27 protein-coding genes and 1 pseudogene are annotated in these 25,301 nt (G+C 57.1%); 6 read left to right on the top strand and 22 right to left on the bottom strand.

From position 1 onward, the window contains the following. Positions 1-53 precede the first annotated feature (53 nt). On the bottom strand, positions 54-881 hold the full coding sequence (locus IPJ12_17905; protein ID MBK7648969.1) for a hypothetical protein: 828 nt from the start codon (positions 879-881) through the stop codon (positions 54-56). A gap of 182 nt (positions 882-1,063) precedes the next feature. On the opposite strand from IPJ12_17905, the gene IPJ12_17900 reads away from it, so the two are divergent. Both IPJ12_17900 and IPJ12_17895 read left to right on the top strand, forming a co-directional pair. After that, a complete protein-coding gene (locus IPJ12_17900; GenBank protein ID MBK7648968.1) occupies positions 1,064-1,519 on the top strand; it encodes a cytochrome c in 456 nt (151 codons plus the stop codon). A gap of 18 nt (positions 1,520-1,537) precedes the next feature. Continuing rightward, positions 1,538-3,154 (top strand): NAD(P)/FAD-dependent oxidoreductase, encoded by a 1,617-nt coding sequence (locus IPJ12_17895; GenBank protein ID MBK7648967.1) that lies wholly within the window; start codon positions 1,538-1,540, stop codon positions 3,152-3,154. A 62-nt stretch (positions 3,155-3,216) separates the two neighbouring features. Here IPJ12_17895 and IPJ12_17890 read toward each other — a convergent pair whose 3' ends face one another. Next, positions 3,217-5,334, bottom strand: a complete 2,118-nt coding sequence (locus tag IPJ12_17890; protein ID MBK7648966.1) for a CHASE domain-containing protein — start codon at positions 5,332-5,334, stop codon at positions 3,217-3,219. 271 nt (positions 5,335-5,605) lie between these two features. Here IPJ12_17890 and IPJ12_17885 point away from each other — a divergent pair, with 271 nt between their 5' ends. Further along, complete coding sequence (locus IPJ12_17885) at positions 5,606-5,815, top strand: heavy-metal-associated domain-containing protein (protein ID MBK7648965.1); 210 nt, start codon at positions 5,606-5,608, stop codon at positions 5,813-5,815. Positions 5,816-5,865: 50 nt separating this feature from the next. Here IPJ12_17885 and IPJ12_17880 read toward each other — a convergent pair whose 3' ends face one another. Then, positions 5,866-7,080, bottom strand: a complete 1,215-nt coding sequence (locus tag IPJ12_17880; GenBank protein ID MBK7648964.1) for an NAD(P)/FAD-dependent oxidoreductase — start codon at positions 7,078-7,080, stop codon at positions 5,866-5,868. Between the two features lie 405 nt (positions 7,081-7,485). On the opposite strand from IPJ12_17880, the gene IPJ12_17875 reads away from it, so the two are divergent. Beyond that, positions 7,486-8,025, top strand: coding sequence for a phasin family protein (locus IPJ12_17875; protein MBK7648963.1), 540 nt, complete (start codon positions 7,486-7,488; stop codon positions 8,023-8,025). Between the two features lie 77 nt (positions 8,026-8,102). Here the strand turns inward: IPJ12_17875 and IPJ12_17870 are convergent, their stop codons facing one another. The 9 genes and pseudogenes from IPJ12_17870 to IPJ12_17830 all read right to left on the bottom strand — a co-directional run bounded on the left by IPJ12_17870 (position 8,103) and on the right by IPJ12_17830 (position 16,021). Continuing rightward, entirely contained in the window at positions 8,103-8,525 is a 423-nt protein-coding gene (locus IPJ12_17870; protein ID MBK7648962.1) for a nuclear transport factor 2 family protein, read from the bottom strand. Between the two features lies 1 nt (position 8,526). Beyond that, positions 8,527-9,288: an SDR family NAD(P)-dependent oxidoreductase gene (locus tag IPJ12_17865; GenBank protein MBK7648961.1), complete on the bottom strand. Its 762-nt coding sequence runs from the start codon at positions 9,286-9,288 to the stop codon at positions 8,527-8,529. 11 nt (positions 9,289-9,299) lie between these two features. Beyond that, a complete protein-coding gene (locus IPJ12_17860; protein MBK7648960.1) occupies positions 9,300-9,821 on the bottom strand; it encodes a DUF3833 domain-containing protein in 522 nt (173 codons plus the stop codon). Positions 9,822-9,823: 2 nt separating this feature from the next. Further along, positions 9,824-11,041, bottom strand: coding sequence for an MFS transporter (locus tag IPJ12_17855; GenBank protein MBK7648959.1), 1,218 nt, complete (start codon positions 11,039-11,041; stop codon positions 9,824-9,826). Between the two features lie 172 nt (positions 11,042-11,213). After that, on the bottom strand, positions 11,214-11,714 hold the full coding sequence (locus IPJ12_17850) for a chalcone isomerase family protein (protein ID MBK7648958.1): 501 nt from the start codon (positions 11,712-11,714) through the stop codon (positions 11,214-11,216). 67 nt (positions 11,715-11,781) lie between these two features. Beyond that, a complete protein-coding gene (locus IPJ12_17845) occupies positions 11,782-12,963 on the bottom strand; it encodes a class I SAM-dependent methyltransferase (protein ID MBK7648957.1) in 1,182 nt (393 codons plus the stop codon). 302 nt (positions 12,964-13,265) lie between these two features. Further along, positions 13,266-13,988 (bottom strand): annotated as a pseudogene (locus IPJ12_17840) (DUF1365 domain-containing protein). 7 nt (positions 13,989-13,995) lie between these two features. Next, a complete protein-coding gene (locus IPJ12_17835; GenBank protein MBK7648956.1) occupies positions 13,996-15,303 on the bottom strand; it encodes an FAD-dependent oxidoreductase in 1,308 nt (435 codons plus the stop codon). Between the two features lie 157 nt (positions 15,304-15,460). Next, positions 15,461-16,021 (bottom strand): glutathione peroxidase, encoded by a 561-nt coding sequence (locus IPJ12_17830; protein MBK7648955.1) that lies wholly within the window; start codon positions 16,019-16,021, stop codon positions 15,461-15,463. A gap of 109 nt (positions 16,022-16,130) precedes the next feature. Here IPJ12_17830 and IPJ12_17825 point away from each other — a divergent pair, with 109 nt between their 5' ends. After that, positions 16,131-17,039 carry a MerR family transcriptional regulator gene (locus tag IPJ12_17825; protein ID MBK7648954.1) on the top strand — a complete coding sequence of 303 codons (909 nt, stop codon included), beginning with the start codon at positions 16,131-16,133 and terminating at the stop codon, positions 17,037-17,039. A 99-nt stretch (positions 17,040-17,138) separates the two neighbouring features. Here the strand turns inward: IPJ12_17825 and IPJ12_17820 are convergent, their stop codons facing one another. The 7 genes from IPJ12_17820 to IPJ12_17790 all read right to left on the bottom strand — a co-directional run bounded on the left by IPJ12_17820 (position 17,139) and on the right by IPJ12_17790 (position 23,367). Continuing rightward, complete coding sequence (locus IPJ12_17820) at positions 17,139-18,086, bottom strand: alpha-E domain-containing protein (GenBank protein MBK7648953.1); 948 nt, start codon at positions 18,084-18,086, stop codon at positions 17,139-17,141. A 3-nt stretch (positions 18,087-18,089) separates the two neighbouring features. Next, positions 18,090-19,502 carry a circularly permuted type 2 ATP-grasp protein gene (locus tag IPJ12_17815; GenBank protein MBK7648952.1) on the bottom strand — a complete coding sequence of 471 codons (1,413 nt, stop codon included), beginning with the start codon at positions 19,500-19,502 and terminating at the stop codon, positions 18,090-18,092. Between the two features lie 201 nt (positions 19,503-19,703). After that, the gene (locus IPJ12_17810; protein ID MBK7648951.1) at positions 19,704-20,885 is read right to left on the bottom strand and encodes an acetyl-CoA C-acyltransferase family protein; all 1,182 of its coding nucleotides are present in this window, start codon (positions 20,883-20,885) and stop codon (positions 19,704-19,706) included. 22 nt (positions 20,886-20,907) lie between these two features. Next, positions 20,908-21,831 carry a CobD/CbiB family protein gene (locus IPJ12_17805; GenBank protein MBK7648950.1) on the bottom strand — a complete coding sequence of 308 codons (924 nt, stop codon included), beginning with the start codon at positions 21,829-21,831 and terminating at the stop codon, positions 20,908-20,910. 64 nt (positions 21,832-21,895) lie between these two features. Further along, positions 21,896-22,492, bottom strand: a complete 597-nt coding sequence (locus tag IPJ12_17800; GenBank protein MBK7648949.1) for a CoA pyrophosphatase — start codon at positions 22,490-22,492, stop codon at positions 21,896-21,898. Further along, positions 22,489-22,746: a hypothetical protein gene (locus tag IPJ12_17795; protein MBK7648948.1), complete on the bottom strand. Its 258-nt coding sequence runs from the start codon at positions 22,744-22,746 to the stop codon at positions 22,489-22,491. Before IPJ12_17795 ends, IPJ12_17800 begins: the two co-directional genes overlap by 4 nt. A 9-nt stretch (positions 22,747-22,755) precedes the next feature. Then, positions 22,756-23,367: a TIGR02281 family clan AA aspartic protease gene (locus IPJ12_17790; protein ID MBK7648947.1), complete on the bottom strand. Its 612-nt coding sequence runs from the start codon at positions 23,365-23,367 to the stop codon at positions 22,756-22,758. A gap of 49 nt (positions 23,368-23,416) precedes the next feature. Here IPJ12_17790 and IPJ12_17785 point away from each other — a divergent pair, with 49 nt between their 5' ends. Beyond that, on the top strand, positions 23,417-24,130 hold the full coding sequence (locus tag IPJ12_17785; GenBank protein ID MBK7648946.1) for a type 1 glutamine amidotransferase: 714 nt from the start codon (positions 23,417-23,419) through the stop codon (positions 24,128-24,130). 86 nt (positions 24,131-24,216) lie between these two features. On the opposite strand, the gene IPJ12_17780 is transcribed toward IPJ12_17785, so the two are convergent. The 3 genes from IPJ12_17780 to IPJ12_17770 are packed head-to-tail and all read right to left on the bottom strand — an operon-like array spanning position 24,217 to position 25,259. After that, positions 24,217-24,711: a YajQ family cyclic di-GMP-binding protein gene (locus IPJ12_17780; GenBank protein MBK7648945.1), complete on the bottom strand. Its 495-nt coding sequence runs from the start codon at positions 24,709-24,711 to the stop codon at positions 24,217-24,219. A gap of 5 nt (positions 24,712-24,716) precedes the next feature. Then, positions 24,717-25,034 (bottom strand): pyrimidine/purine nucleoside phosphorylase, encoded by a 318-nt coding sequence (locus tag IPJ12_17775; GenBank protein ID MBK7648944.1) that lies wholly within the window; start codon positions 25,032-25,034, stop codon positions 24,717-24,719. Further along, positions 25,035-25,259 (bottom strand): DUF2788 domain-containing protein, encoded by a 225-nt coding sequence (locus tag IPJ12_17770; protein MBK7648943.1) that lies wholly within the window; start codon positions 25,257-25,259, stop codon positions 25,035-25,037. Positions 25,260-25,301 lie beyond the last annotated feature (42 nt).

Genomic DNA, 25,301 nt, shown 5'->3' with positions numbered 1-25,301 from the left:
AAAATCTCCTTGTCAATCAGGGTACTCAGCGCAAACCGAATCGTCCTGCCCATTTAGCAGCCCCGGCCACCGGTCGCCCGGGTAAAGCCGAATCCGCCATCCCCCGAACTCGCGGGCAGGATACAAATCTTCATCGCCAAGCTACGGGCGGACTTATTGATATCGGCCGGAAACGGCAGGAATGGGATGGACTGTTCGATCACCGACTTGACGAAGGCAATCTCCTCGCTCTGATCGCCGGCATTGATGATCGAGAAGGATTTCAATGTGCCATCCGGATTAATCCTGAATTGCACCGATGCGGGGCGAATGCCCTTGTTTCTTGGATCATTCTTGACAAACGCGGCACTGCGATTCAGGCGCTTGATCAGCCCATTTACGTACATTTCAAGGCTGAATGGATCGGGTTGCACCGCATTGGGGCGGAGCTCCAGCGTGGCATCGCCGGACTCATCCTGGCGCGCCATCTGTCGCGCCTGCTCACGGGCCATGGCCATCGAACGCTGGGCCAGCGTCGGCTTGGGCGCGGCTTTGGCCTCGCCATCCAGCTCATCCAGAAAGCGGTTCATGTCCGCTTTTTCGGCAACTGACCATTTGCGATTCGCCGGGATCGCCATTTTTGACGGCCGATGCGTGGTCATAATGCGCGGACGACGCGAATTCGGCGTCTTGGCCATCTTGGGCGGCTGCACCGGCTTGGTCGCATTGACCTGTTTTTCAGCCGGGTGCGCCAAACGCGCCTGCAGGCGTGGCGCTGCCTGATCGCTGGGTATATCACGCTGCGGAAGCATCAGGATCAGCGCATGAAGCAGCACGGAAACAGTAATAGCCCACGGCAGGGGGCTTTCGGATGGGTAATTCGGCAAAGACATGGCCCGCATTCTAAATCCGCAAGCTGACAAGACGCTGGCGAACTGAACGCCTGAACGACTATTTACAAATTGGGGCGTTTTTTCCGGTTGACCGTGGAAATCATCTTTGCGCTGCACCGGGCTGCCTCACCTTGCCGCACCCCGTATAATTCACCCTCTTGGGTAGTCCGCCCTGCCATTGATCGTCCGCCATGTCCAAATCTTTCAAATTCCGCCTTTTTTTCCTGTTGACCGCGGTAGTGCTCGCTGGTTGTGGAGAGGTTGAGGATACGCGGCCCGGACAGCCGGTGAAGCACCGCCAGGCGGCTTTCAAGCAAATCGTCAAAACATTTGAGCCAATGGGCGTGATATTGCGCAAGGATCGCTACGAAGCCGACAAGTTTCTGCCGCTGGCCGAAGCATTGATCGCCAAACGTGATGGCCCTTGGTCCTACTTTGGTGCCGACACCAATTACCCGCCAACCAAAGCCACGCCCGACGTCTGGAAGCAGCCGGAAGTTTTCGAAAAAGACAAACAAGCCTTCATCACCGCCACTGATGCACTTCTGGCAGCAGCGAAAAGCAAGGACAAGGTACAAGTCGAAAAGACCTACGACGCAGTGCATGAAGCCTGCAAGACCTGCCACAAGCAGTTCAAGGAAAGCTGAGAGTACTGAAGGATTTTCATGTTGAGACTGACCGAACTAAAGCTTCCGCTCGACCACGCCGCAGATGCGCTGCGCCCGGCGCTGTGCCAGCGACTGGAAATTACCGATAATGAACTGATTGATTTCACGATCTTTCGCCGCAGCTACGACGCGCGAAAAAAATCGGCAATCACGCTGATCTATACACTCGATTTCACCGTCCGCGACGAGGCTGCGCTGCTCACGAAGCTGGCCGACGATCGCAATGTCGGCGTCACGCCGGACACCCGTTACAAGTTCGTTGCCCACGCCCCGGCGACGCTACAAAGCCGCCCGATCGTCATCGGCACCGGCCCTTGCGGGCTGCTCGCCGGGCTGATCCTGGCCCAGATGGGCTTCAAGCCGATTATTCTCGAGCGCGGCAAAGCCGTGCGCGAGCGGACCAAGGATACCTGGGGCCTTTGGCGCAACAACAAACTGAACCCGGAATCCAACGTCCAGTTCGGCGAAGGTGGTGCCGGCACATTCTCCGACGGCAAGCTGTACAGCCAGATCAAGGATCCGCAGCACCACGGCCGCAAGGTGCTGGAAGAGTTCGTCAAGGCCGGTGCGCCGGAAGAAATCCTCTACGTCAGCAAACCGCACATCGGGACCTTCCGGCTGGTCAAGATGGTCGAAAGCATCCGCGCCACCATTACCGAACTCGGCGGTGAAATCCGCTTCGGTAGCAAGGTCGAGCGGGTGCTGATCGAAAACCATCAGGTCAAGGGCGTGGAACTGGCCAGCGGCGAAAAAATTGCCACCGACCACATCGTCCTCGCCGTCGGCCACAGCGCCCGCGATACCTTCCAGATGCTCCACGAGCAAGGCGTTTATATCGAAGCCAAGCCCTTCTCGATCGGCTTCCGGGTCGAACATCCGCAAGCCCTGATCGACCACGCCCGCTTCGGTCCCAATGCCGGCAATGAAATCCTCGGTGCCGCCGACTACAAGCTCGTCCACCACTGCAAGAACGGCCGCGCCGCCTACAGCTTTTGCATGTGTCCAGGCGGCCAAGTCGTTGCAGCCACCTCGGAGGAAGGCCGCGTCGTCACCAATGGCATGAGCCAATATTCCCGTGCCGAGCGCAATGCCAACGCCGCACTGGTCGTCGAAGTCAAACCCGAGGACTTTCCCGGCGACTACAAGGCCAACCCGTTGGTCGGCATCGACTTTCAGCGAAAATGGGAATCGGCCGCCTTTGTCGCCGGCGGCAGCACCTACGCCGCCCCCGCACAGCGCGTCGGCGACTTCCTCGCTGGCCGGCCATCCACGCAACCGGGCAACGTCGATCCCTCCTACCAGCCCGGCGTGCACATGACCGACCTGTCGAGTTGTGTCCCGCCTTACGTCATTGACGCCCTGCGCGAGGCCATCCCGGCCTTCGACAAGCAAATCAAGGGCTTCGCCATGGCCGACGCCGTACTCACCGGGGTCGAAACCCGCACCTCTTCACCGATACGCATCAAGCGCGGCACCGACTACCAAAGCATCAATACGCGTGGTCTTTACCCGGCAGGCGAAGGTGCTGGCTATGCCGGCGGAATTCTTTCGGCCGGCGTCGACGGCATCAAGGTGGCAGAAGCCCTGGCACTATCGATCATGGAACAAAACTGAACCTCACTGTTTCTGCCGCCGCTGCTGATTGAAGCAATCGGCCGCAAAAACTCGGTGAGCAATCAGATGTGGAAGTCCTCGGTTGCTACCTGAGTAGCGTCTGGCTCGCGATGTGCCGCTTTGGGGAGCACGACCGTCGCCCAGAATGTGCTTCCGACACCCAGCGTGCTCTCACAGCCGGCATCGCCGTCCAGCAATCGGGTAAGCTTTTTGACGATTCCCAAGCCAACGCCAAGCCCGCCATGCTTGCGTGTATGGGAATTGTCAGCTTGTTCGAAATACTCGAACAGCTTCGGCATCACCTCGGGAGCGATTCCCTCACCTTCATCCTGTACCTCGATGCGAAGCGTGGCAGCACTATCGCTCTGATTTTGCAGAAGCGCACGAACTGTGATCGTTCCACGGTTTGTATAGTTAATGGCGTTGTTCAAGAAACAGGCAAGGATCGTTTTAAGATGCCTGGTGTCACCCAGAATATCCGACGGGAACGGGTCCAGATGGCATCCGATGGTGAGCTGCTTCTCTTCGGCACGCGGCGTCATGAGAGCCATGACGCCTCCAACAGTTTCCCCAATATCGATCGATTTAAGCTGGATCGACGTCATGCGGCTCTCCAGATCAACCACCGTCAGCACACTATTAACCATCGCATTAAGGCGCGTTATCGCAGTACCGAGCAAGCCAAGCTGCCTTTTCTGCTTGTCAGTCTGTGCATCGCGGGAAATAAGGCTGGCAATACCTGAAATCTGGTGGATCGGCGTACGCATTTCATGCGTCATGTTATCGATAAACAGTGTCTTGGCCCGATTTGCTGCCTCAGCCGCATCTCTTGCCTGTTCAAGCTCGAAAATCAACTTGTGGCGTTCGGTGACATCTTCGGAAAAGATCACTACACCGCCAATGTCACCATCTGCGCCATGCCAGGGGCGAACACCCCATTCCAGCCAGCGCAGGGAACCGTCCTCACGCTCGAATTGCTCACTGTGATTACTGACTTCTTCGCCCGCCAACGCCTTTTTATGAATCTCGCGCCAACTCTGGGGCGCATTCGGAAACAGATCGCAGCAAGAGACGCCAATGAGATCCTGACCATGCAGCCCGAAATCGTCGATCCAGCGCTGGCTGACTGCCAGGTACTGCATCTGGCGATTGAACATGGCAAGGGCGACCGGCGCCTGCTGAACCAGCACCTGAAGACGCTCGCTGGTCCTGCGTAAAAGAACACGGCTATGGAGCTGCCGAAAGACCAGCAGCGCGAGCAGCAGCGACACCGTAATACCGATCGCCCCCAAGGCCAGGCTATCGTCTTTGGGAACACCTGCTGCGAACTGCGGGGTAGCCCGAAATTCCGCCAGCCACTCTCGACCAAATACGTCAAAGCGGCGCGTGATCGCAAGCTCGGGATAGGATTCGATTGCCTTTCCCGCCCTGTAAAAAACGACATTCCCCGCCGAACTGTCGACATCGCTCAAGCTCAGGCTTATACCATCCCCAATTGGATTGATGTTTTCCAGAACCTCTTCAATCACCAACGGTGTATAGGTTGCCCCCAAGGCCGTGGCTTCGCGGGAAACTTCATCTTTTACAATCGGGTATTCGGGATAGAGCGCCAGCAACAACAGAAAGCCTTGGCCAACGAAACCATTGGCCTGTACCAATGTGATCGGCCGGGTTATCGAGGCACGACCAGAGCGTATCGCTTTGAGCATCGCTGCACGCCTATTGCTTTCCGAGCCAATATCCAGCCCGATGGCTGATCGATTGAGTGCTTCCGGTTCGAGATATTTGATAACGAAACGCTCTTCGGAGTTTTCCGAGAGTTGCCGTATCTGAAATACCTCATGATCCCGTTTGGCGACATCCAGCAGGAAGTCCTTCTCATTGGAGGGGAGTACGCGCTGAATATAGCCGAAGCCACGCGACCCGGGAAACTCTTTGGCAAGATCGCGCGACTCAAAAACCAAACGAAATTTTTGGCGAGTCATCTCGCTCGGGCCGGCAGCCAGAAATGCCCCTCGCATTCCCCTGAGGCCATGCTCATAGGACAGGACTCGTTCCTGCAAATGAGAATATGTTTTATCGACAAGGCTTTGAAAGCGCGTTTGCCTGAATTCCGCCTGTGTCTGCTGGTAATTGGCAACCACAAAATACGAAAGGCACAAGCCGACAAACAGCACCATGCCGGAAATTATCAATGAATGCGTATCTCGTGATTGCACCAAACCTTGCTCCACCAATTTTATTTAATTTGTTACATTTATAACTCCTTACATTCAACAACGCAACATGTGCAATGCATCAAGTTCACTGAAACCATCGCGCCATTGATTGCAAGACAGCTCACCATTCAGACTTAACTCGTGAGCCGACAACAGAAAGCCCTCGGAGCGCGAACTTCATGAAAAAGCTGCTGCCCAACCCAGCTATCCCTAATCCACAAACAAATTCCCCATGGAAAACTTGCTTCTCAAGATCACCGGCTTAATCGACGACTCCAGCGTACGCATACTTGCCAACGCCATCCAGGATTTGCCCAATATCGGCCATCTGGAAATATCTCGCGAGAAAGGAGAGGCGAGCATTGACTATGGTCGCTTCGTCAGCCCGGAAGACATTATCCAGGCCATCGTTGATGCGGGATTTGAGGCCGAGTGCGTCTAAAAAATGGGGTTGTCCGGAAAGCCCAGGATTACCGCGCGCACTTCAAGTATTCAGGCGAATTGTCCCGCCACCCAGCCTGACGACCATGCCCACTGGAAGTTGTAGCCCCCCAGCCAGCCGGTCACGTCAACCACCTCGCCAATGAAGTACAGGCCGGGCGCGGCCTTGGCTTCCATCGTTTTCGATGACAACGCATCGGTTGATACGCCGCCCAGCGTAACTTCCGCCTTGGCAAAACCCAGGGTGCCGGCCGGCATCAGTGGCCAGGCATTGAGTCTGCCGGCAATCATCTCCAGATCGCGCCGACCGAGTTCGCTGATCGGCCGCGTGAGCAGCTTTTCGCCACCTTGCTGGGCACACCATTCATGTGCAAATCGGCGTGGCAGGTATTCAGCCAGTAGATTGGGCAAATGCACCCTGCCCTGCCGGTGCTCCTCCAGCCATTCCGCGGCATCAACGCCGGGGAGCAAATCAATCTCAACCGGCTGCTTCTTGCCCCGCCGATATTCCTGCATCTGCCAGTAACTGGAAATCTGGAGAATTGCCGGCCCGGAAAGGCCACGATGGGTAATCAGTACATTCTCACGGAATTGCGCATCTTCAAATTGGGCGACAGCATCCAGCGTTGCGCCAGCCAATGGCTTCATTGGTTCGAGCAACTCGGGGGCCAGCGCCAGTGGCACGAGGGCGGGCTTGGGCGAAATCACCGGAATGCCGAATTGCTCTGCCAGTCGGTAGCCGAAAGGCGTTGCGCCAATTTTTGGAATGGCCAGCCCCCCTGTGGCCACCACCAGCGACTGGCAGGTAAAACTGCCGTTGTCGGTGGCAACAGCGTAACGCTTCGCCACCTCGGTGGCGTGGCGTTCAATGTGTTGCACCACACAAGGAAAGGCCCATTTCACTCCGGCATCGTCACAGGCATCGCGCAGCATGTCGATAATTTCCTGCGCTGACTCGTCGCAAAAAAGCTGCCCGTGCTCTCGCTCATGAAATGGAATTCGCCGCATCTCCATCATGGCGATGAAATCGAATTGCGAAAAGCGGGCCAAGGCCGATCGACAAAAATGCGGGTTTTGCGAGAGAAAGTTGTCCGCACTGACAGTTCGGTTGGTGAAGTTGCAGCGCCCACCACCTGAAATGCGAATCCGTTCGCCAAGCTTTTCAGCATGATCGACCAACAACACACGGCGCCCGCGCATGCCAGCCTGGGCGGCGCACATCATGCCGGCCGCTCCAGCGCCGATGATGATGATGTCGAAATGCATAACGGTCCGATCAGGGAGAAAAAAGTAGCAAGTGCCAAAGCCGGGCGGATTCTATCACCCCGCACCAAAACCAATCAGGAACCGGAACCCACCACTGCCGGCCCAACGTGTTGCAAATTTACAACGTAAGAAAGCTGACAATCAGACTATTAAAACGCACCCCGATGGTGCACAATATCAAATTGGTAAGACCACGCTCGCACAAGGAGTTTCGCAACATTTAGTAGCAAAACTCGAGATATCACGAAAGTCATCAATCATTGTTTGAAACGACTGTTTTGATATTTAAACGCTAACATGTTGATCTAAGTCAGAAAAATCTTATGGTGCACCGCAGCAATTTGTGAGATTTACTGTTACAATGCATTCGTTGTCACTTTTATTTAAACCCTAAAGGAGCGTCCGATGTCTATCAATCCCGAGCAGTTCGCCGCCGCTAACAAGGCTGCTGTCGATTCCCTGTTGTCCGTTGCCAATACCGCCCTTGCTTCTGCTGAGCGTATCGCCACCCTGAACCTGGAAACCGCCCGCTCGGTTCTGGAAGATTCCGTCTCCAACGCCAAGGCTCTGATGAGCGCCAAGGATCCGCAAGAAGCCCTGTCCATCCAGGCTTCGCTGGCCCAGCCGAGCGTTGATAAGGTTGTCGCTTACTCCAAGTCGGTCTACGAAATCTCTACCGAAACCCAGGAACAACTGGCCAAGATGGTTGAAGCTCAATTCGGCGACTTCCAGAAGTCTGTTGCTGACATGCTGGAAAAGGCTGCCAAGTCTGCACCGGCCGGTTCTGACGTTGCTGTCGCCGCCGTCCAAAGCGCCATCGCTGCTGCTACCTCGGCTTTCGACAACATGCGCAAGACCGCCAAGCAAGTGACCGAGCTGGCCCAGAACAACGTTGCTGCTGCTACCAGCGCCACGACCAAGGCTGTCAAGAAGGCCGCCAAGTAATTCTCAGCCTCCGCTGAAACAAAAAGCCCGCAGTGATGCGGGCTTTTTTACGTGCTTCTCCAGCAGCTCGCCATCACTCAGGCCGCCAGCATTCGTCGCAAGCCACGCATCAGCGTGCCGATGGCCGGCAGCTTCATGTACAGCTCTTCGGCGGCATCCCAGTAATCGCGGTGGTAATTGACCTTGCCATCCGGATCGAACTTGAGGTGTGAGACGCCGCGCATGACTTGCGCCTCGCCCTTGCCCCACAAACGCACCCGATAGTAAAACTCCCAGACCAGCATGGCGCCGTTGGCATCGACCACTTTTTCGGTAACAACAAAACGTGGCTCGGCCACTTGCCCGAACATGTGGGTAAAAATCCGCTGAATGGCGGGCAGGCCGCGGACTTCATTGAACGGGTCCTTGAAATAGGCATTGTCGCTGTAAAACTCAGGAAAGCGCGCAACACTCGCCGGCGAGAATTCATTGTAGAAAACAACCAGGTCGTCGAGGGTCATCTCAGCCTCCGGTAAAGCGGCGAATCAAGGGGAAATACCAGCGGTAGGGCAGCAACGCAAAGAGTTTCATGACGCAGGTAAATCGCTTGGGAAAGTGAATTTCGAATTTTGCCGATTTAAAGCCGTCGACCGTGGCAATCGCCGCCTGTTCCGGGGTGAGCAGCGCCGGCATGGTGAAATCGTTTTTTGCAGTCAGTGGCGTTGCGACAAAGCCCGGATTGATTACCCAGACACCGATGCCTTTGGGCGTCAGATCGAGATGCAGCACTTCGGCAAAATGAATCAACGCCGCCTTGCCCGGCCCATAAGCCAGCGCCTTGGGCAGGCCGCGATAGCCAGCGACACTGGCCACAAACGCAATGCCACCGCCTGCTTTCAGATCCGGCAGTACCGTCGCGGCAAGACGCATGGCGCCATTGAAATTGATCTCGACCACTTTCTCGGCGATGGAAAGATCAAAGCTGTCAGCGCGCATCGGCACGTAATCGCCGGCCAGATAAATGACCAGATCGATCCCTGCCCATTGGTCGATGAGGGACTGCCGGGCTGTGGCCAAGCTGCCGGAATCGGTCGCATCGCAAGGCAGAATCAGCGCGTCGGCAATCGCCAGCGCCTGAAGCTTGTCGGGGCGGCGAGCCGACAGCGCCAGCCGGGCACCACGCCCTGCCAGCTCATGGGCAACGGCAGCGCCGATACCGCTGGAGGCGCCAACCAGCCAGACCCGCTTGCCCTGCCAGTCAATGATTTTCGGGTTCGAAGACATGGGCGCCGCCCTTAGCGTTTCGCGAAGGTCAACGTCACTTCGCCCAAATTGAAGCCCCATTTCGACATGTAGGAACGGTTCATCATTACCTTGTCGTCCATCAGGAACATCCAGTCGTCAAAATCAACGTTGTAAACCTTGCCGTCCACTGGCAGCGCCAGCACGTAGCGCCAACGCAGCGCATTGCCGGAAACTTCGCCGATAGCCTCGCCGACAACATCATCTGCCCTGCCGCGGAAACTGCCATCAGCCTGCTTGGTCAGCGTCCAAACACGGCGCGAGGTCGTGCCGTCGGACCACTTGAAGTTCTCATCAAGAACGCCGGTATCGCCGGTCCACTTGGCGTCAATGACGACATGGAAGCGCTTTTTGACTTCGCCGGATCGCCCCTGGAACATCCCCCACGCATCCAGCGTACCGTTGAGATAATTTTTGATATCGAGCGTTGGCTGCTCGGCCCGATATTGTTCGACACCCGTCGAAGCGCAACCCGCTATCCCCAAGGTCAAAGCAGCAGTGAGCAAGAGTTTCATGGTCAGATCTCCAGTGAATGGCGCCAGCGCCAGAGCAACCCGCCAGCCAGCGCCTTGAAGGCAAGCGGCAATAGCGCGTAGGCAAAAGTCAGGGCCGGTAAGCCGGTGCTGCCGCCCGGCACATAGCCGAGCGCACCGAGCAAAGGTAGTGAAAGCCCGGCGGCGAGCGCCAGGTTGAGTTTGGCAACAAAATTCCAGACACCAAAGCAGGCACCGGCCTGCCCCTGGCGTTCGCCCAGGTCGGCTGCAATGGCTGCCGGCAAGGCGAGGTCGGCACCCAGCGCCAGACCGGAAGCAATGCAGATGGCGGCGAATGCCCAGACATCGCCGCCGCCAAGCAAACTGGCGCCGGCGAAAGCAAGCATGGAAACCACCATGGCCACCAACCATGCAAAGACCCGCCCACGCCGGGCAGAGAGTCCGACCCAAAGCGGCAATGACGCCGCCCCGGCCACGAAATAGAGCGCGAGCAGTGGGCCGCTGGCGGACTCCGCTTGCAACACGTCCGCCACGAAAAACAGGAAAAGTGTGGCCGGTAGCGCAGCGGCAATGCCGTTGGCAACAAACACGATGAGCAGGCGGCGGAAAGCGATATCGGCAAAAACCCGGCGCAGGCTAGGCAGCAACGGCTGGCTGGCAGCGAGCAGCGGCTTGCCGACGCCAACCTGGCTGAAGGTGGTCGCGGCAGCGATAAGCAATAGCGGTGGCAATATCCAGCTCAGGCGGGTGATGCCTTCACTGAGGTTTGCCGCCAGCACAGTCGGCAAGGCCGCTGCGAGAACGACACCGAGCAGGCCAAAGCCTTCTCTGGCGGCGGTCAACCGGGTTCTAAGGCCCGAATCAACACCGATATCCGCCCCCCAAGCCTGATAGGCAACGCTGGCCGCCGAGAAGCCGAGGTAAGTCAGTGCCAGCGAGCCGAGCAACCAGATCGCCGCGTGTTTTACCGGCGGATTCAGCAGCGCAACAAAGCCCAGCGCGAAGGGCAGCAAGGCAATCGCCAACATGTGGGGCCGTGACACACGATCCGCCAGCCAGCCCAGCCAGGGGTCGATTCCGGCATCAAGCAAACGGGCGCCGAGCAGGATGACGCCAAGCATGGCCAGTTCCATGCCGGCGGTTTCGGCGTAAAAATGCGGGACGTGGACGTAGATGGGGAGCGCCGCGAAAGCGAGTGGCAAACCGAGGACGCCGTAGGCGAGGACGCGGCCTGTGTTCATTTTGTTTGGTGTGATGCCGCGCTGGCAAGGGTGCAGAAATGAAACTGCGTTCTCTCAGAATGCAGGGAGTTCGGGCTTGGTGGCGGGCGTAGTTTCTTGTGTATGGCCAAAAAAAAGTACTCCCGCGCATCAAGTGCGGAAGAAAAGGTTGAGGAAAGGCGAACACCTTTCATCACGAGCGCTTCAACAATGCTGCCCGCAAATCCGGGGCGCTGGTCCTGGCATCCAGCCAGATACCAAAGAAGGCGCGGGCAAAGCCCGTATCATCGACGCTACCCAGCAACCGCCCATTGAAATAAAAACTGGCGCCCTCCGGCCGATACTGACCAATGATGTAGTCGCCCGTTTTGACATCGGGAAACAGCCGCGTCATCTGCTCACCCCAACGCTTCAGCACACCTTCGTCGGCACCGAGCGCACGCATTTCCTTGACGCTGGCCTCGGCAATCGCGGCACCGGCGATTGTCCGCTTGTAGTCCAGACGCAGAGCGAGCGGCGGTCTTTGCGGATCATCGCGAGCCCACAAGGTCGCTTCATAGACCAGGAAACCGAAGCGACGAAACTCTCCGTTGCCCCAACGCTTCAGACCAGTCGTCGGGTCGGTATTGGCGAAGGCGGCAAACGGGAGTGCCGCCAGGCCAAGCAGCAGGCGGCGACGAACCGTCCGAAACATTTCATTTTTGGCCGATTTTTCCGGTTGACCGCGGGAATCGCTATTCCAAGCCCCGCGGGCCACCCGCTTAGCGATGCGCGAGTTCAAACTGGACCACATCGATATTTCCGGCCAGGAAGCCGGCCTCGCAGTAGCAGAGATACATGCGCCACAGGCGGCGGAAGGGTTCGTCAAAACCGAGTTTCTGAATGTCGGGCCAACGTACCTCGAAGGCATGGCGCCATTCGGCCAGCGTGCGGGCGTAGTCGCGACCAAAGGCATACTCTTCGCGAACGACCAGGCCCTGCTTCGCCGCTGCTGCACGGAAGGCGGCACGCGATGGCAGCATGCCGCCGGGGAAGATGTATTGCTGGATGAAATCGGTGCTGCGCCGGTACTCCGGAAAAATGTCGTCGCGAATGGTAATGCTCTGCACCACGGCCTTGCCGCCCGGTTTCAGGGCCTTGGCCAGGGTTTTGAAGTAGGTTGGCCACCAGCGTTCACCGACGGCTTCGAACATTTCGATGGAGACGACGTGGTCGAACTGTTCGTTGAGATCGCGGTAATCCTGCAAACGCAGGTCGGCAGCGGGAACGCGCTTTTGCGCCCAATCCAGCTGGGCTGGCGACAGGGTCAGACCGGTCGTCTTCAAGCCGTGCTGCACCGCCATTTCGGCAAAGCCACCCCAACCGCAGCCGATCTCCAGCACTTTTTGGCCATCCGTCGCCTTCAGGCAATTCAGGATCCGGCGGTACTTGGCATGCTGCGCGGCTTCCAGCGAGCCATCATCGGCATCGCGATAGACCGCGGCGGAATAGCTCATGCTCGGATCGAGCCACAGTTTGTAGAAGTCGTTGCCCAGATCGTAGTGCGCCATAATGTTGCGCTTGCTGCCGCTGCGGCTGTTGCTGTTCAGCCAGTGGCGGACACGCGCGGCCAGCAGATTGCGCCATGAGCCATAGACGGCCTTTTTCAACTGCTCACGGTTAGCCGCCAGCAGCGTCATCAGGCCGGTAATATCCGGCGAATCCCACTGCCCATCCAGGTAGGCTTCGGTCAGACCGATGTCCCCCTTGGCCAGCACCTGCCCAAACATGGCTTCGTCGTGGACGTGCAGGGTGACACCATGCTCGCCGTCACCAAACAGGCGGCAGTCGCCCCCGGGCAAGCGGATTTCCAACATGCCGCCTTGCAGCTTTTCCAGTAATTCGAAGACCAGACGGGTGTCGCGGGCGAGTTGGTCGGTAGCGCGCAGAGTCATCGTGTTCATTTGGTGGGTTCCTTTAGGGCGTGTTCACAGTAAGCGGTGGGCTGCGCAAGGGTCTGGCGGGGATGCAGTGCCAGGCGCCGGTCGTGCCGTGCCGTAATCTGCACAAGCGAGCGGCAACGCAGCAATGCGCCCCGCCAGACCCTTGCCCTTCGGGTTTGCCGGGGCGGACGGTCGCCGGCGTTACTCGGCTCGGGAATGGAGGAACCATTCCCAGCGCCTCGTGCCTTGGCGTCCATCCCGTCCCGGCAAACGCAGTCCCACCGCTTGCTGTGAATACGCCCTATGGGTTGAGAGACGTGGGCGCCACGGAATGGCACCCCTTTCAGCCAGAGTTTCACGGCTTGCCAGTGGATGCGGAACATCACGCCGGCGGTGAGAAAAGGCATTTTCAGGAAAGCGCCAAGCAAGGCGGCGGTAGACCAGGCGCGCGGCTTTCCGGAAATTGAAGTGAGCAGCAACTCGCCTTCGGCATCGTCGTAATCGATGCGGGCCAGCGGAAGCGGGCGATCGAGGTGGAAGCGGAAACGGTAACCGCCTTCGATTTCATTAAAGGGCGAGACGTGGAATTCCTTGCTGGCGCAGATTTCCTGACCATCGCGCAAGGGTGAGCCGTCGGCGTTGTGCAGCAGATAGCTGTGGCGGCCGCCGAAGGTATTGTTGACCTCGGCCAGCACGGCAATTAGCGCCCCCTCGATATTGCGGCAGAACCAGAAACTGACTGGATTGAAGACGTAGCCAAAAACCCGCGGAAAGCATTGCAGCGTGATTTCACCATCGTCCGGCAGGCCACGCTGGCGCAGTTGGGCCTGTATCCACGGCAATAGCGGACTACCATCGCGCGCACCGTGATCCTTGGTGCGGAAGCTGAGCAGATTGCTGCGGTCAACCGAAAAAATCGGGCAATTTGCCAATTCCGGATGTCGTACCGGCAACTGAATGTAGAAGACCGGATAGACAAACGCATTGACGGCCGGCCGTAGCCGCCGGTGCATCACGTTGCCGAGGAAAATTCGCGGCTTGTTCATGGCAGCCTCAGGCACGTTCCAACTGACGCGCGGCGACCGCTTCACCCTGCCACGGGGCGCGGACACCCATGCCGTTGACCACGCGGAGCGCAGATTTCAGGCCATCCTCGTGGAAGCCGTAACTACCCCAGGCACCGGCCAGCCAGATACCATTTTCGCCCTGCACCGAAGCCAGCCGTTGCTGTGCGGCAATCGCCGGGCCATCGAAAATTGGATGTGCGTAGTCGAACTCGGCAATCACCTTGGCCGGATCAGGCTCACGTGCCGGGTTGAGCGTGACCACGACTGGCGTCTTGAAGGGCAAAGGTTGCAATTTGTTGATCAGGTATGACACACCGACCGGCTGATCGCCGGGTTCACCGCGACCAGCAAAATAGTTCCAGGCCGACCACAGCTTCTCGTCACGCGGCAGCAAGGCGCGGTCAGTGTGCAACATCGCGCGATTGGGCTGGTAACGAATGGCTGAGAGCACTTCGCGCTGGGCATCAGAGGCGGCATAGCCAAGAATGGCCAGCGACTGATCGCTGTGGCAAGCCATGACCACCTGATCAAAACGCTCACTGCCGTGAACATGCGTCAATTTCACCGAATTGCCATCGGGTGTCACCGCAAAGACCGGGCAAGCCAGCCGAACGTCTTCAAGCTGCGTCGCAATCTTCCGTACATACGCCCGGCCGCCACCTTTCACGGTCCGCCACATCGGCCGGTCGAAAACCTGCAACAAGCCATGGTTCTGGCAGAAGCGAATGAAGGTGGCAAGCGGCATGTCGAGCATCTGCCCGGTCGGACACGACCAGATCGCGGCGGCCATCGGCAGCAGGTACCAGTCCGAAAATGCGCCGGAATAGCGACCTTCCGCCAAAAAATCGCGCAGGCTGCGCTGGTTGTCCGGATGCGATGCCAGCCACGCCATGCTTTCGCGATTGAAGCGCAGGATGTCGGAAAGCATGGACCAGAACTGTCGACGGACCAGATTTCGTTTCTGCCCGAATACCGTGGCCAGATTGCTGCCAGCCCATTCCAGATCCGGGTTTTCGAGGCTGACGGCGAAGGACATTTCTGTCTCGACGCTATCGACGCCCAATAGCTCGAACATTGCGATCAGGTTCGGGTAGGTCTTTTCGTTGAAGACAAGAAAGCCGGTATCCACCGGGTGCGTCCGGCCTTCCAGGGTGACATCGATGGTGTTGGTATGGCCGCCGAGGTAGGCTCCGGCCTCGAACAGCGTGACTTCATGGTCGCGACTCAGCAACCAGGCGCTGGCCAACCCCGAGATGCCGGCGCCGACGACGGCGACGCGTTGCTTCCTGTTCATGCTTCCCCCTGCTCGTTGATGCCACTCACTGCTCCATACGCACATTCACTGAGAATGGATGCACAAATTTCCGCAGCGAAACATTCCGGTCGTGCGGTGGGCATGCTGACAGACGTTATTTCCGGGTAATTCATGGCTCTCTCCTTACGTTTGCGGATTACTTGAGAAATTCGTCGATCCTCGCCAGCAATTCCTTGTCGTCCGGCCTGGTCAAGCTGCCAAACGCAAGCACCTTGCTGCCATCACGGCTGATCAGATATTTGTGGAAATTCCACTTCGGGCGGCTGTCCGTCAGCTCGGCCAGCTTCAGATAGAACGGATTGGCCTGCTTGCCCTTGACCACCGTCTTGCTGACCATCGGAAACTCAACGCCATAGGTCAGCCGGCAGAAGTCAGCGATTTCCTTGTCACTGCCCGGCTCCTGCTCGCCAAAGTCATTGGACGGAAAGCCGAGAACCACCAGCCCCTTGTCCTTCAACCGGGCGTAGAGCTTTTCCAGACCATCGTATTGCGACGTAAAACCACAGTAGCTGGCCGTATTGACCACCAGCAATACCTTGCCCGCGTACTGGCAAAGCGGCATCGGCTTGCCATCCTGCAGACGGGTAAAATTGTGATTGAGCAGCGACGGGCACTCATTAGCGCTCGCCAAGGGCGAGATTGTGCAGACTGATAGCAGACCAACAATGCCAAGCCAGCGCTTGAGGGTTAATTTCATGTCCTGCTCCTTGTTTGTTTTGTCCTAGACAAACAGGACATTTGTTCGTAAGATAGCCATCAAATGTCTGCATGTCAACGGTTTGTCTAACATTTGTTCAGGACAAATAATGAATACACCCGGTTTCAATATTGCCGCTGTCGAACGTGACACCGGCCTCTCCAAAGATGTTCTTCGCATGTGGGAACGGCGCTACGGCTTTCCGGTACCTGATCGCGACAGCAACGGGGAACGTAGCTATCCTGCCGATCAGGTCGATCGCCTGCGCCTGATAAAGCGCTTGATGGATCAGGGACATCGCCCCGGGAAGCTGATCGCCACGCCAGCGACGGAACTGATGGCGCTAACGCCTCGCCGCTCGAAGCCGACAGATGCAAACACGCAGGCCAATGCCGAAGAGTTGGGGGAGTTGCTCGCCATGATCAAACAGCACGATGCAGCCGCGTACCAGCAGGCGATGCAGCAGCGTCTGGCCCGACAAGGCCTGCAGCGTTTTGTCCAGGACACGGTGGCGCCGCTCACGCAACAAGTGGGTGAACGCTGGGAGGATGGCAGCTTCGAAGTCTTCGAAGAACATCTATTCACCGAGTTGACCAAGCGGCTGTTGCGCCAAGCTATCTCGACGCTGCCGGGCGGCACGCGGGCGCCACGGATTTTACTGACCAGCGTACCGGAAGAAGCCCATGTGCTCGGGCTGCTGATGGTGGAATTGCTATTTGCACTGGAGGGGGCCGAGTGCATTCCGCTTGGCACCCAAATGCCACTACTGGAAATCGTACGGGCGGCAGAAGCTCATCACGCCAACATTGTTGCCCTCTCGTTTTCAGGTGCCTTCCCGCAACGCCAGATTCCGGCCTTGTTGCAGCAGTTACGCCAGCTTCTGCCGGAAGAAACCGCACTCTGGGTGGGCGGTAGCGGCACGACCCGCCTTTCCCCTGCGGCAGGCATGTCATACCTGCATACGCTGGACGAAGCCATCGCGGCACTGACTGCATGGCGCATGCAGCATCCTGGCTAACGCCCCAAACCAGCCCTGAAAGCACTTCGGCGCCTGATCAAATCAGGCGCCGAAGCATTAGTACAGGCAATGTCGGGGCAACGCCCCGAAATCTTGAGGTCAGGCAGTTTCGACCGAAGGCACCAGAAAGTCCTTGCTGATTCCATTTCCGAGCATGTAGATGCGGTCCATGAAATCGGTCAGCCATTCATGCAAGCCGTGTTCAAGAATATCCTCGATCCGACCATAGCGTAGCTGGGCGTTGAGCATGCCACCCTGACGCTGCGTTTCACCGGAATTGCTGTTGGCGATGAGTCCCAGATTCTTGACAACGCTGTTCAGGCAGAACTGCAGCGAGCGCGGCATGTCCTTGTTGAAAATCAGCAGTTCAGCGACTCGCTCCGGCGTAATGACATCGCGGTAGACCTTGCGGTAAACCTCGAAAGCCGAGACCGAGCGCAGCAGGGCTCCCCATTCATAAAAGTCGGTGGCACCCTCATCACCTTGCGGACGCAACACGTGATATTTCACGTCAAGAATACGCGCCGTGTTGTCGGCGCGTTCGAGCAGCGTGCCGATACGAATGAAATGATAGGCCTCATCCTGTAGCAGGGTGCCGAGCGTCGTTCCACGCGACAACGACGAACGCGTCTTGACCCACTCGAAAAACTCGCTGATGCCGGCCTGGTAAAGCTGATCAAATGTCTTTTCGCGAGCTTCCAGCCAGGTGGAATTCAAGGTTTCCCACATTTCGGTGGTCAGCGTGCCGCGCACCGCGTGCGCATTTTCGCGAGCACTCCGCAGGCAGCTGAATATGGACGCAGGATTGTCCCGATCGCTGACCATGAAATTCAGAACATTTTCACCGTTGACCGTGGAATACTTTGCGCTATAGGTCTCATCCAGACTATTCAAGGTAATGATGGCGTTCCAGCTCTGGTTAATCGCATTGAGCGATTGAGGCACCAGCGACATCTGATAAGTCACATCAAGCAGACGGGCAAGATTTTCAGCCCGCTCAATATAACGGGACATCCAGAAGAGATGATCGGCAGTTCGACTTAGCATGGCTTAATCCTCCAGAATCCACGTATCTTTTGTACCGCCGCCCTGCGACGAATTGACAACCAGCGACCCCTTGGTCAGCGCCACGCGGGTCAGACCACCAGGCACCATATCCACGCACTTTCCCGACGACAGGACGAAGGGACGCAAATCCAAGTGACGCGGTGCAATACCTTCTTCGACGAAAGTCGGGCAGTTGGAAAGCGCCAGCGTCGGCTGTGCAATATAGCCATCCGGCTTGGCAATCAGCAGCTGGCGGAAATGCTCGATCTGTTCCTTGGTCGAAGCCGGCCCGACCAGCATGCCGTAGCCACCGGCGCCATGCACTTCCTTGACCACCAGTTCAGCCAGATGATCGAGCACGTACTTCAGTTCATCCGGTTTGCGGCACATGTAGGTCGGCACATTGTTAAGCGTCGGCTCCTCCCCGAGGTAGAAGCGGATCATGTCCGGCACATACGGATAAATCGACTTGTCGTCAGCAACCCCCGTCCCGATGGCATTTGAAAGCACCACATTGCCAGCCTGGTAAGCCTTCAGGATACCCGGCACGCCCAATGAGGAGTCAGAACGGAAAGCCAGGGGATCCATGTAGTCGTCGTCAAGACGCCGGTAGATGACATCAACGCGTTGCGGCCCCTGCGTCGTGCGCATGTAGACCACTTCATTCTTGACAAAGAGATCGCGTCCCTCAACCAGTTCAACCCCCATTTGCTGAGCCAGAAAGGTGTGTTCGAAATAGGCGCTGTTATAGGCGCCGGGCGTCAGTACCACCACGGTCGGATCCGAAACACCTATCGGTGCCACGGCACGAAGTTTTTCCAGCAGCATGTCCGGGTAATGCTGAACCGGCGCCACCTTGTGCTTGGCGAACAATTCGGGGAAGAGACGCATCATCATCTTGCGGTCTTCCAGCATGTACGAAACACCGGACGGTACGCGTAGATTGTCCTCCAGCACGTAGAACTCGCCCTCGCCGGCGCGAACAATGTCTACGCCGGCGATGTGCGCATAGACTTGACCCGGAAGATCCACCCCCATCATCTCGGGACGAAACTGGGCGTTTTTTAGCACCTGCTCGGCCGGGATCTTGCCGGCTTTCAGGATTTCCTGATCATGATAGACATCATGAAGGAACATGTTCAGTGCCTTTACGCGCTGGGTCAATCCGGCCCGCAACGATTTCCATTCGGGCGCGGGAATCACGCGTGGAATGATGTCGAACGGAATCAGACGTTCCTTGCCGGATTCCTCTCCGTAGACCGCAAAGGTGATCCCGACTCGGTGAAACGCCAGATCCGCCTCTGCTCGCTTGCGGGCGATACGCTCGGGCGGCGTGGCCTTAAGCCAGTCATCGTATCCTTTGTAGTGCTCCCGGACGCTTCCGTTGGCGTCAACCATCTCGTTATAGAAGTTCATTTTTTCCACTCGTCGCTAAGTATGCTCTCATACAGGTTTCAGCAGATTCCATGCCACCCGGAAACAAGCCTTAAATCATGCACTCGATACTACTTTCGAACTATTGACGCACCGCAAAGGTGCGCGACATTTTCAACATGGTGCAAAATAAAAAACCCGCCGGATCGCTCCGGCGGGTTTTTAACTTAAACAACGCTGTGATCAGGCGCGTTCGAAGATCACCGCAATACCTTGGCCGCCACCGATACACATGGTAACGAGCGCATATTTACCGCCAATGCGCTCGAGTTCGTACAGGGCCTTGGTAGCAATGAAGGCTCCAGAGCAACCAACCGGGTGGCCGAGCGCGATTGCGCCGCCGTTCGGGTTGGTCTTGGCCGGATCGAGACCCAGCACCTTGGTGACTGCCAAAGCCTGAGCAGCAAAGGCTTCATTGGATTCGATAACATCCATTTGATCCAGCGTCAGACCAGCCTTCTTCAAGGCCAATTTGGTTGCCGGGATCGGGCCTTCGCCCATGATGTCGTTCGGCACACCGGCGACAGCGTAACCGGCAATGCGGGCGCGAGCTTTTTGACCATTCTTGGCAGCAACGTCGGCAGCAGCCAGCACAAAGAACGCAGCACCGTCATTGATACCGGACGCGTTACCGGCAGTAACGGTACCGTCCTTCTTGAACGCCGGCTTCATCTTGGCCAGCGACTCCATGGAGGTGCCACGCTTCAGATGTTCATCGGTATCGAACACGACATCGCCCTTGCGGGTTTGCTTGACGATCGGAACGATCTGGGATTTGAAGTGACCGGCGTCAATGGCCGCAGCTGCACGGCGCTGCGATTCGACAGCCAGGGCATCCTGGTCTTCACGGCTAAAACCATACTTGGTGGCAAGATTTTCTGCGGTAATACCCATGTGACCAACGCCGAACGGGTCGGTCAGCACGGCAACCATCGAGTCGATGGCCTTGGTATCACCCATGCGGGCGCCGCTACGCAGGGCCGGCAGCATGTAAGCAGCCTTGGACATGACTTCGACACCACCGCCGATACCGTAATCAGCATCACCCAGCATCAGGTTCTGGGCAGTCGTCACGATGCCCTGAAGGCCGGACGCGCACAGACGGGATACCTGCATGGCGACCGACTCCATCGACAGGCCGGCCTGGATGGAAGCGACGCGTGATACGTAGGCGAAACGGCTATCGGTTGCCATTGTGGTACCGACAGTTACATAGTTGATCTGCTGCGGGTCGACATTGGAGCGGGCAATGGCTTCCTTCATGACGATCCCGGCCAATTCGCTGGAGTCAAAATCAGCCAGTGAACCACCGAAAGCACCGATAGGTGAACGAACTGCACTCAGAACGACAACATCTCTGCTCATGAAAATCTCCTGTAAGAATTATTCAGCCCGCCAACGTGGCAAGCCCCAACAAAAACAACAACAACATCCATAACACAGTGGCTCGCCAAACAAGACCGACGGCACTCTGCATGAAATCCACATCGGCGGGATCACCAAGACCCAACTCGGCCCGATCCGACACCTCGGCACCTTCGATAACCGGCCGTCCCAGTTGCACGCCCAAGGCACCGGCACCGGCAGCAAGGACGATTCCAAGATCACGATCCGGCCATTGCGCGGGCTGGGTACGCCAGCAATATACGGCATCCTCGAAATCACCGACGATGGCAAAGGCTGCAGCCGTTGCTCTTGAAGGCAACCATTCGATCATACCGAAAACCCGCCTGGAGAAAGTGGAAAAATCGGTTTGCCGGACTTCACTTTCCACATTCCAGCGCTGATGCACGATGGATGCCAATCGATACAGCAAGGCACCACAAGGCCCCGGCAGCAATACAAACCAGAAAACAACCGCAAAGACGTGACGATGGGAAGCGGCCAGCGCGCCCTCGATTGAGAGGCGTGCAATGTCTTCAGCGCCAAGCCCGTAGGTCGAAATCCCTTGCCATTCGGCAAGCAGTTGCCTGGCCCGCTCCAGATCGCCCATCCGCAGGGCTAGTTGAATTTCGGTGTAATGATGGCTGAACTGGCGAAAGCCCATCGTCACGTAAAGTACCCCGACGTTGAGCACCCATCCAAGCAGCGGGTTGAGCGCATGGAGCACCCAGTATGCAATGGCGATCAGCATGACCGGGACGAGAACAGCGACGCACCACGCAAGTGCGCCATGGCGAACGGCACCCGCGTTAAAGCGGGACTCGACCAAATCCGCCCACGCGCCGACAGGGTCGGCGACGATGCGACGGTAATCAAGTGGTTGCAGCTGTTCTATAAGAAAAACTGCGATGAGCGAGAGAAGACTCATGGGGGACAGAAAGTTGCCGTAATCGGCTTATTTTCGTGTATCAAAACGCCACCATACCACAAGCTCAGGCACCTTGGAGCAGCCCGAGACGCTCAACCAGAGAACGAATCATTCCGGCTGTGGCACCCCATATAAAATACTCACCGTAGGGCATGGCAAAGTAGGTCCGTAACGCCCCCCGGTAGTGCATCGAGTGAAGCTGGTGATTGGCCGGATCGAGCAAAAACGAGAGGGGCACCTCGAACACTTCCGCCACCTCGAACGGGTCTGGTCGCAGTTCGAACGGTGGCTGCACCAATGCCACCACCGGCGTGACACGAAAGCCGGTTCCAGTTCGATATTCAGGTAAAAAACCGAGAATCTCGATGCGCTCGCGATTCAGTCCGATTTCTTCCTCGGTTTCACGCAAGGCGGTATGAGATGGAGAAATATCCTCAACCTCAACCCGACCACCGGGAAAACTGATCTGCCCCGCATGATCCCTTAAATGTGCCGTGCGTTGGGTCAACAAAACGGTTTGGCCACCATTTCGCAGCACAATGGGAAACAGAACTGCAGCCGGCGTCAGCGGCTGGTCGTGAGCACCGTCTTCCTCGACGAAATGCTCTGCCAGCGGCTCAGGCAAAAGACTGGCCCGCAGGCGCTCCAGATCGAAAGTCATGCCGCTGCGGAATCTTCCTCAATCTCGGCATTGACCGCAGCAAGGGCATCCTGAAGGGTTTCTTCAGACAAGTCGTTGATCGTCGTTGCGACCAAGTCGGCCGACTCGATCGCGCCGACCGGTAGCCGCTTGCTATCCATATTGGCAACCAGCACGGCCGAAGCGCCTGCAACACGCAACAGTGCCTGTCGCTCGCCCATGAGCATTTCCAGCTCTTCACGCAACAGGGCTATTTCCTGATCTTTTTGTGGCATATCTCTCTCCTAGAATCTTTTTTTCAGGGTCATGGTACTGCCCTCACGTTGCATTTCCATGCGGTTCAGAAAACTCATGCCGAGCAGCGCCATCGGCATATCGCTCTGATGAATCAATGCATCAATGTTGTGCAGCGTTACATCACCAATCCGCACCGTATCAAGCTGCGTTTTGCTGACCACCGCCTGGCCGTTGGCCGTGTTGGTCAGCGCTTTCTGTCCGCGATTGAAATCAAGCCCTATCCTCCGGGCATCAGTCGCACCGAGTGAAATCATGCTTGCCCCGGTGTCTACCAGAAAACGTACCGAAGTTCCGTTGATCGTGCCTGTCGTATAAAAATGGCCTTGGGCGTCGGCGGTCATCATGATCTTGCCCGAGCCATCGCCACCGGCAACACCAACGGCATGCTGCCCAACACGCAAAGGGCGCTTCCTGCCACCGACTTCAATCATGGCCTGATCGCCTTGAATCGACAACACCTTGACGCCATCCAGCGCCTGCCCGACAGGCACTGTTTGCGGCTCGCCACCGTTGATAATCAGCATGGCCTTACTGCCCATGATACCGGCCAGGCCGACGTCCTGCGCCCAAACCGGGATCGATGTAAAAAACGATAGCATGCCCAGCAACGTACAATGACGGCTCAATTTTCCGGATATTCTCATCGCCATGCTTCCTGTCGCCATCTTCCGCCACTCTCCTACCGAAGGTCCCGGCTATTTTGCCATATTCCTTGAGCAGCAAGGCATTCCGTGGGAATTGATTGCCATTGACGAAGGCACGGCAGTACCTTCGACAGCGGAGGATTATTCCGGTCTCTGCTTCATGGGCGGCCCGATGAGCGTCAACGACCCGCTCCCCTGGATCGAACCTGTCTGCCTTCTGATTCGCGATGCGGTCGCGAGGAACATACCCGTTATCGGCCACTGCCTGGGTGGACAACTCATGAGCAAAGCGCTGGGCGGACAGGTCACCAAAAATCCGGTCAAGGAAATCGGCTGGAGTGAAGCGAGCAGCGACGACCATGCCATCGCACACGCCTGGCTGGGTGACTACACCGGGCAACCTGGTACAGTTTTTCAGTGGCACGGTGAAACCTTCAGTATGCCAAGCGGCGCCACCCGCCTGCTTTCGAATGCTTACTGCAGCAACCAGATGTTCGTGCTCGGCCCGCATCTCGGCATGCAATGCCATGTCGAAATGACACCGGAAATGATCGCCAAGTGGTGTGATCAATGGGCTGATGAAGCGATCGTTGTTACCGACCACCCCAGCGTGCAGACACCTGAGGAAATGCTGGCGGACATCACCGCGAAGCTCCCGGTCATGCGCCAACTGTCAGCACAACTATATTCGGTGTGGATCAAGGGACTGGCGCGTTGATCCGTAGGAGTGCATAAAAAACGGGCTGTAGATTCAGCCCGTTTTCATTTTTTCCCGTTTTTTTCCGGTTGACCGCGGAAATCTAATCAATCCCGGAAATTGCCGTACTTGATCGGAAAATCAGTAATCGATTTGGTAATCAGTGCAATGCAAGCCTGCAGATCATCGCGCTTGGTACCCTGCACGCGCACGGTTTCTCCCTGAATCGCAGCCTGGACCTTGAGTTTGCCATCCTTGACCAGCTTGACGATCTTCTTGGCCAGATCGCTGTCGATTCCGTCCTTGATCTTCATTTCCTGTTTCACCTTGTTACCGGAAACGCTGACGATTTTCTGGTGGTCCAGTCGCTTGACGCTTTCCTTCTCCTTCTTTTCCATGGCGGGAAAAAGAAGGTCCTTGATCTGGTCGAGTTGAAAATCAGAATCACCCCACATCGTGATGACTTTGTCTTTCTCGTTCAGCTCAACCTTGGCGCTGGTGCCCTTGAAGTCGTAGCGATTATCAATCTGGCGTGCAGTGACATCGATGGCGTTCTTCAACGCCACCATGTCCGCTTCGGAGGTGAAGTCAAAGCTTGGCATGTTGATTACCCGAAATGGCAGACGTAGTGATAGGACTCGCCGTCGGCAACCGAAATCTCGAAGCTGGAATTGCCCGGCACGTTGAAAGACTGGCCATCGCTGTATGTCTTCCACTCGCTTTCACCCTTGAGCTTGACGCGGCAGGAGCCGCCAACACCTTCCATGATTTCCGGCGCGCCGGTATTGAAGGTCAAGCTGGACGGCAGGATCACGCCAACCGTCTTCTTGGTGCCGTCGGCCAGCACAACGGTGTGGCTGACGCACTTGCCGTCAAAATAAACATTGGCCTTCTTGACCACCGAAACGTTGTCGTATTGCGACATTTAAATACCCCAGAGTTTCTGAATAATTGCTTTGGCGATAAACCCCACCATGCCGAAGGCAAGTACGAAGAAGAGTACGAAGGTCCCCGTCTTGCCTGCTTTTGACTTCCAGGCGATCTCGCCAATGATGAAGAGCATGAAAATGATGAAGGCGCCAACGCCCCAGGTCGAGAAGAAATCCGCGATCTGCTCTTCATTGAACCCGAATACGGTACCGCCTTCCATCATTTAGCCTTTTTTCTTGGCGGCAGCTTTTTTGGCCGGGGC

It is taken from the genome of Betaproteobacteria bacterium (assembly GCA_016709965.1).
In the GTDB taxonomy this organism is placed as follows: Bacteria; Pseudomonadota; Gammaproteobacteria; order Burkholderiales; family Rhodocyclaceae; genus Azonexus; species Azonexus amarohabitans.
The sequence above is the reverse complement of the archived record's forward strand: the minus strand, read 5'-3'. Positions and strand labels throughout refer to the sequence as shown.

What these genes read in the sequence shown, in the direction of transcription:
- IPJ12_17810 (MBK7648951.1), bottom strand. Translation starts at nt 20,885, where the DNA reads ATGAGCAGAGATGTTGTCGTTCTGAGTGCAGTTCGTTCACCTATCGGT.
- IPJ12_17850 (MBK7648958.1), bottom strand. Translation starts at nt 11,714, where the DNA reads ATGTTTCGGACGGTTCGTCGCCGCCTGCTGCTTGGCCTGGCGGCACTC.
- IPJ12_17865 (MBK7648961.1), bottom strand. Translation starts at nt 9,288, where the DNA reads ATGTCTTCGAACCCGAAAATCATTGACTGGCAGGGCAAGCGGGTCTGG.
- IPJ12_17880 (MBK7648964.1), bottom strand. Translation starts at nt 7,080, where the DNA reads ATGCATTTCGACATCATCATCATCGGCGCTGGAGCGGCCGGCATGATG.
- IPJ12_17875 (MBK7648963.1), top strand. Translation starts at nt 7,486, where the DNA reads ATGTCTATCAATCCCGAGCAGTTCGCCGCCGCTAACAAGGCTGCTGTC.
- IPJ12_17785 (MBK7648946.1), top strand. Translation starts at nt 23,417, where the DNA reads ATGCTTCCTGTCGCCATCTTCCGCCACTCTCCTACCGAAGGTCCCGGC.
- IPJ12_17860 (MBK7648960.1), bottom strand. Translation starts at nt 9,821, where the DNA reads ATGAAACTCTTGCTCACTGCTGCTTTGACCTTGGGGATAGCGGGTTGC.
- IPJ12_17855 (MBK7648959.1), bottom strand. Translation starts at nt 11,041, where the DNA reads ATGAACACAGGCCGCGTCCTCGCCTACGGCGTCCTCGGTTTGCCACTC.
- IPJ12_17835 (MBK7648956.1), bottom strand. Translation starts at nt 15,303, where the DNA reads ATGAACAGGAAGCAACGCGTCGCCGTCGTCGGCGCCGGCATCTCGGGG.
- IPJ12_17790 (MBK7648947.1), bottom strand. Translation starts at nt 23,367, where the DNA reads ATGCTATCGTTTTTTACATCGATCCCGGTTTGGGCGCAGGACGTCGGC.
- IPJ12_17770 (MBK7648943.1), bottom strand. Translation starts at nt 25,259, where the DNA reads ATGGAAGGCGGTACCGTATTCGGGTTCAATGAAGAGCAGATCGCGGAT.
- IPJ12_17800 (MBK7648949.1), bottom strand. Translation starts at nt 22,492, where the DNA reads ATGACTTTCGATCTGGAGCGCCTGCGGGCCAGTCTTTTGCCTGAGCCG.
- IPJ12_17895 (MBK7648967.1), top strand. Translation starts at nt 1,538, where the DNA reads ATGTTGAGACTGACCGAACTAAAGCTTCCGCTCGACCACGCCGCAGAT.
- IPJ12_17825 (MBK7648954.1), top strand. Translation starts at nt 16,131, where the DNA reads ATGAATACACCCGGTTTCAATATTGCCGCTGTCGAACGTGACACCGGC.
- IPJ12_17795 (MBK7648948.1), bottom strand. Translation starts at nt 22,746, where the DNA reads ATGCCACAAAAAGATCAGGAAATAGCCCTGTTGCGTGAAGAGCTGGAA.
- IPJ12_17775 (MBK7648944.1), bottom strand. Translation starts at nt 25,034, where the DNA reads ATGTCGCAATACGACAACGTTTCGGTGGTCAAGAAGGCCAATGTTTAT.
- IPJ12_17815 (MBK7648952.1), bottom strand. Translation starts at nt 19,502, where the DNA reads ATGAACTTCTATAACGAGATGGTTGACGCCAACGGAAGCGTCCGGGAG.
- IPJ12_17905 (MBK7648969.1), bottom strand. Translation starts at nt 881, where the DNA reads ATGCGGGCCATGTCTTTGCCGAATTACCCATCCGAAAGCCCCCTGCCG.
- IPJ12_17820 (MBK7648953.1), bottom strand. Translation starts at nt 18,086, where the DNA reads ATGCTAAGTCGAACTGCCGATCATCTCTTCTGGATGTCCCGTTATATT.
- IPJ12_17900 (MBK7648968.1), top strand. Translation starts at nt 1,064, where the DNA reads ATGTCCAAATCTTTCAAATTCCGCCTTTTTTTCCTGTTGACCGCGGTA.
- IPJ12_17805 (MBK7648950.1), bottom strand. Translation starts at nt 21,831, where the DNA reads ATGAGTCTTCTCTCGCTCATCGCAGTTTTTCTTATAGAACAGCTGCAA.
- IPJ12_17780 (MBK7648945.1), bottom strand. Translation starts at nt 24,711, where the DNA reads ATGCCAAGCTTTGACTTCACCTCCGAAGCGGACATGGTGGCGTTGAAG.
- IPJ12_17885 (MBK7648965.1), top strand. Translation starts at nt 5,606, where the DNA reads ATGGAAAACTTGCTTCTCAAGATCACCGGCTTAATCGACGACTCCAGC.
- IPJ12_17830 (MBK7648955.1), bottom strand. Translation starts at nt 16,021, where the DNA reads ATGAAATTAACCCTCAAGCGCTGGCTTGGCATTGTTGGTCTGCTATCA.
- IPJ12_17890 (MBK7648966.1), bottom strand. Translation starts at nt 5,334, where the DNA reads ATGGTGCTGTTTGTCGGCTTGTGCCTTTCGTATTTTGTGGTTGCCAAT.
- IPJ12_17870 (MBK7648962.1), bottom strand. Translation starts at nt 8,525, where the DNA reads ATGACCCTCGACGACCTGGTTGTTTTCTACAATGAATTCTCGCCGGCG.
- IPJ12_17845 (MBK7648957.1), bottom strand. Translation starts at nt 12,963, where the DNA reads ATGAACACGATGACTCTGCGCGCTACCGACCAACTCGCCCGCGACACC.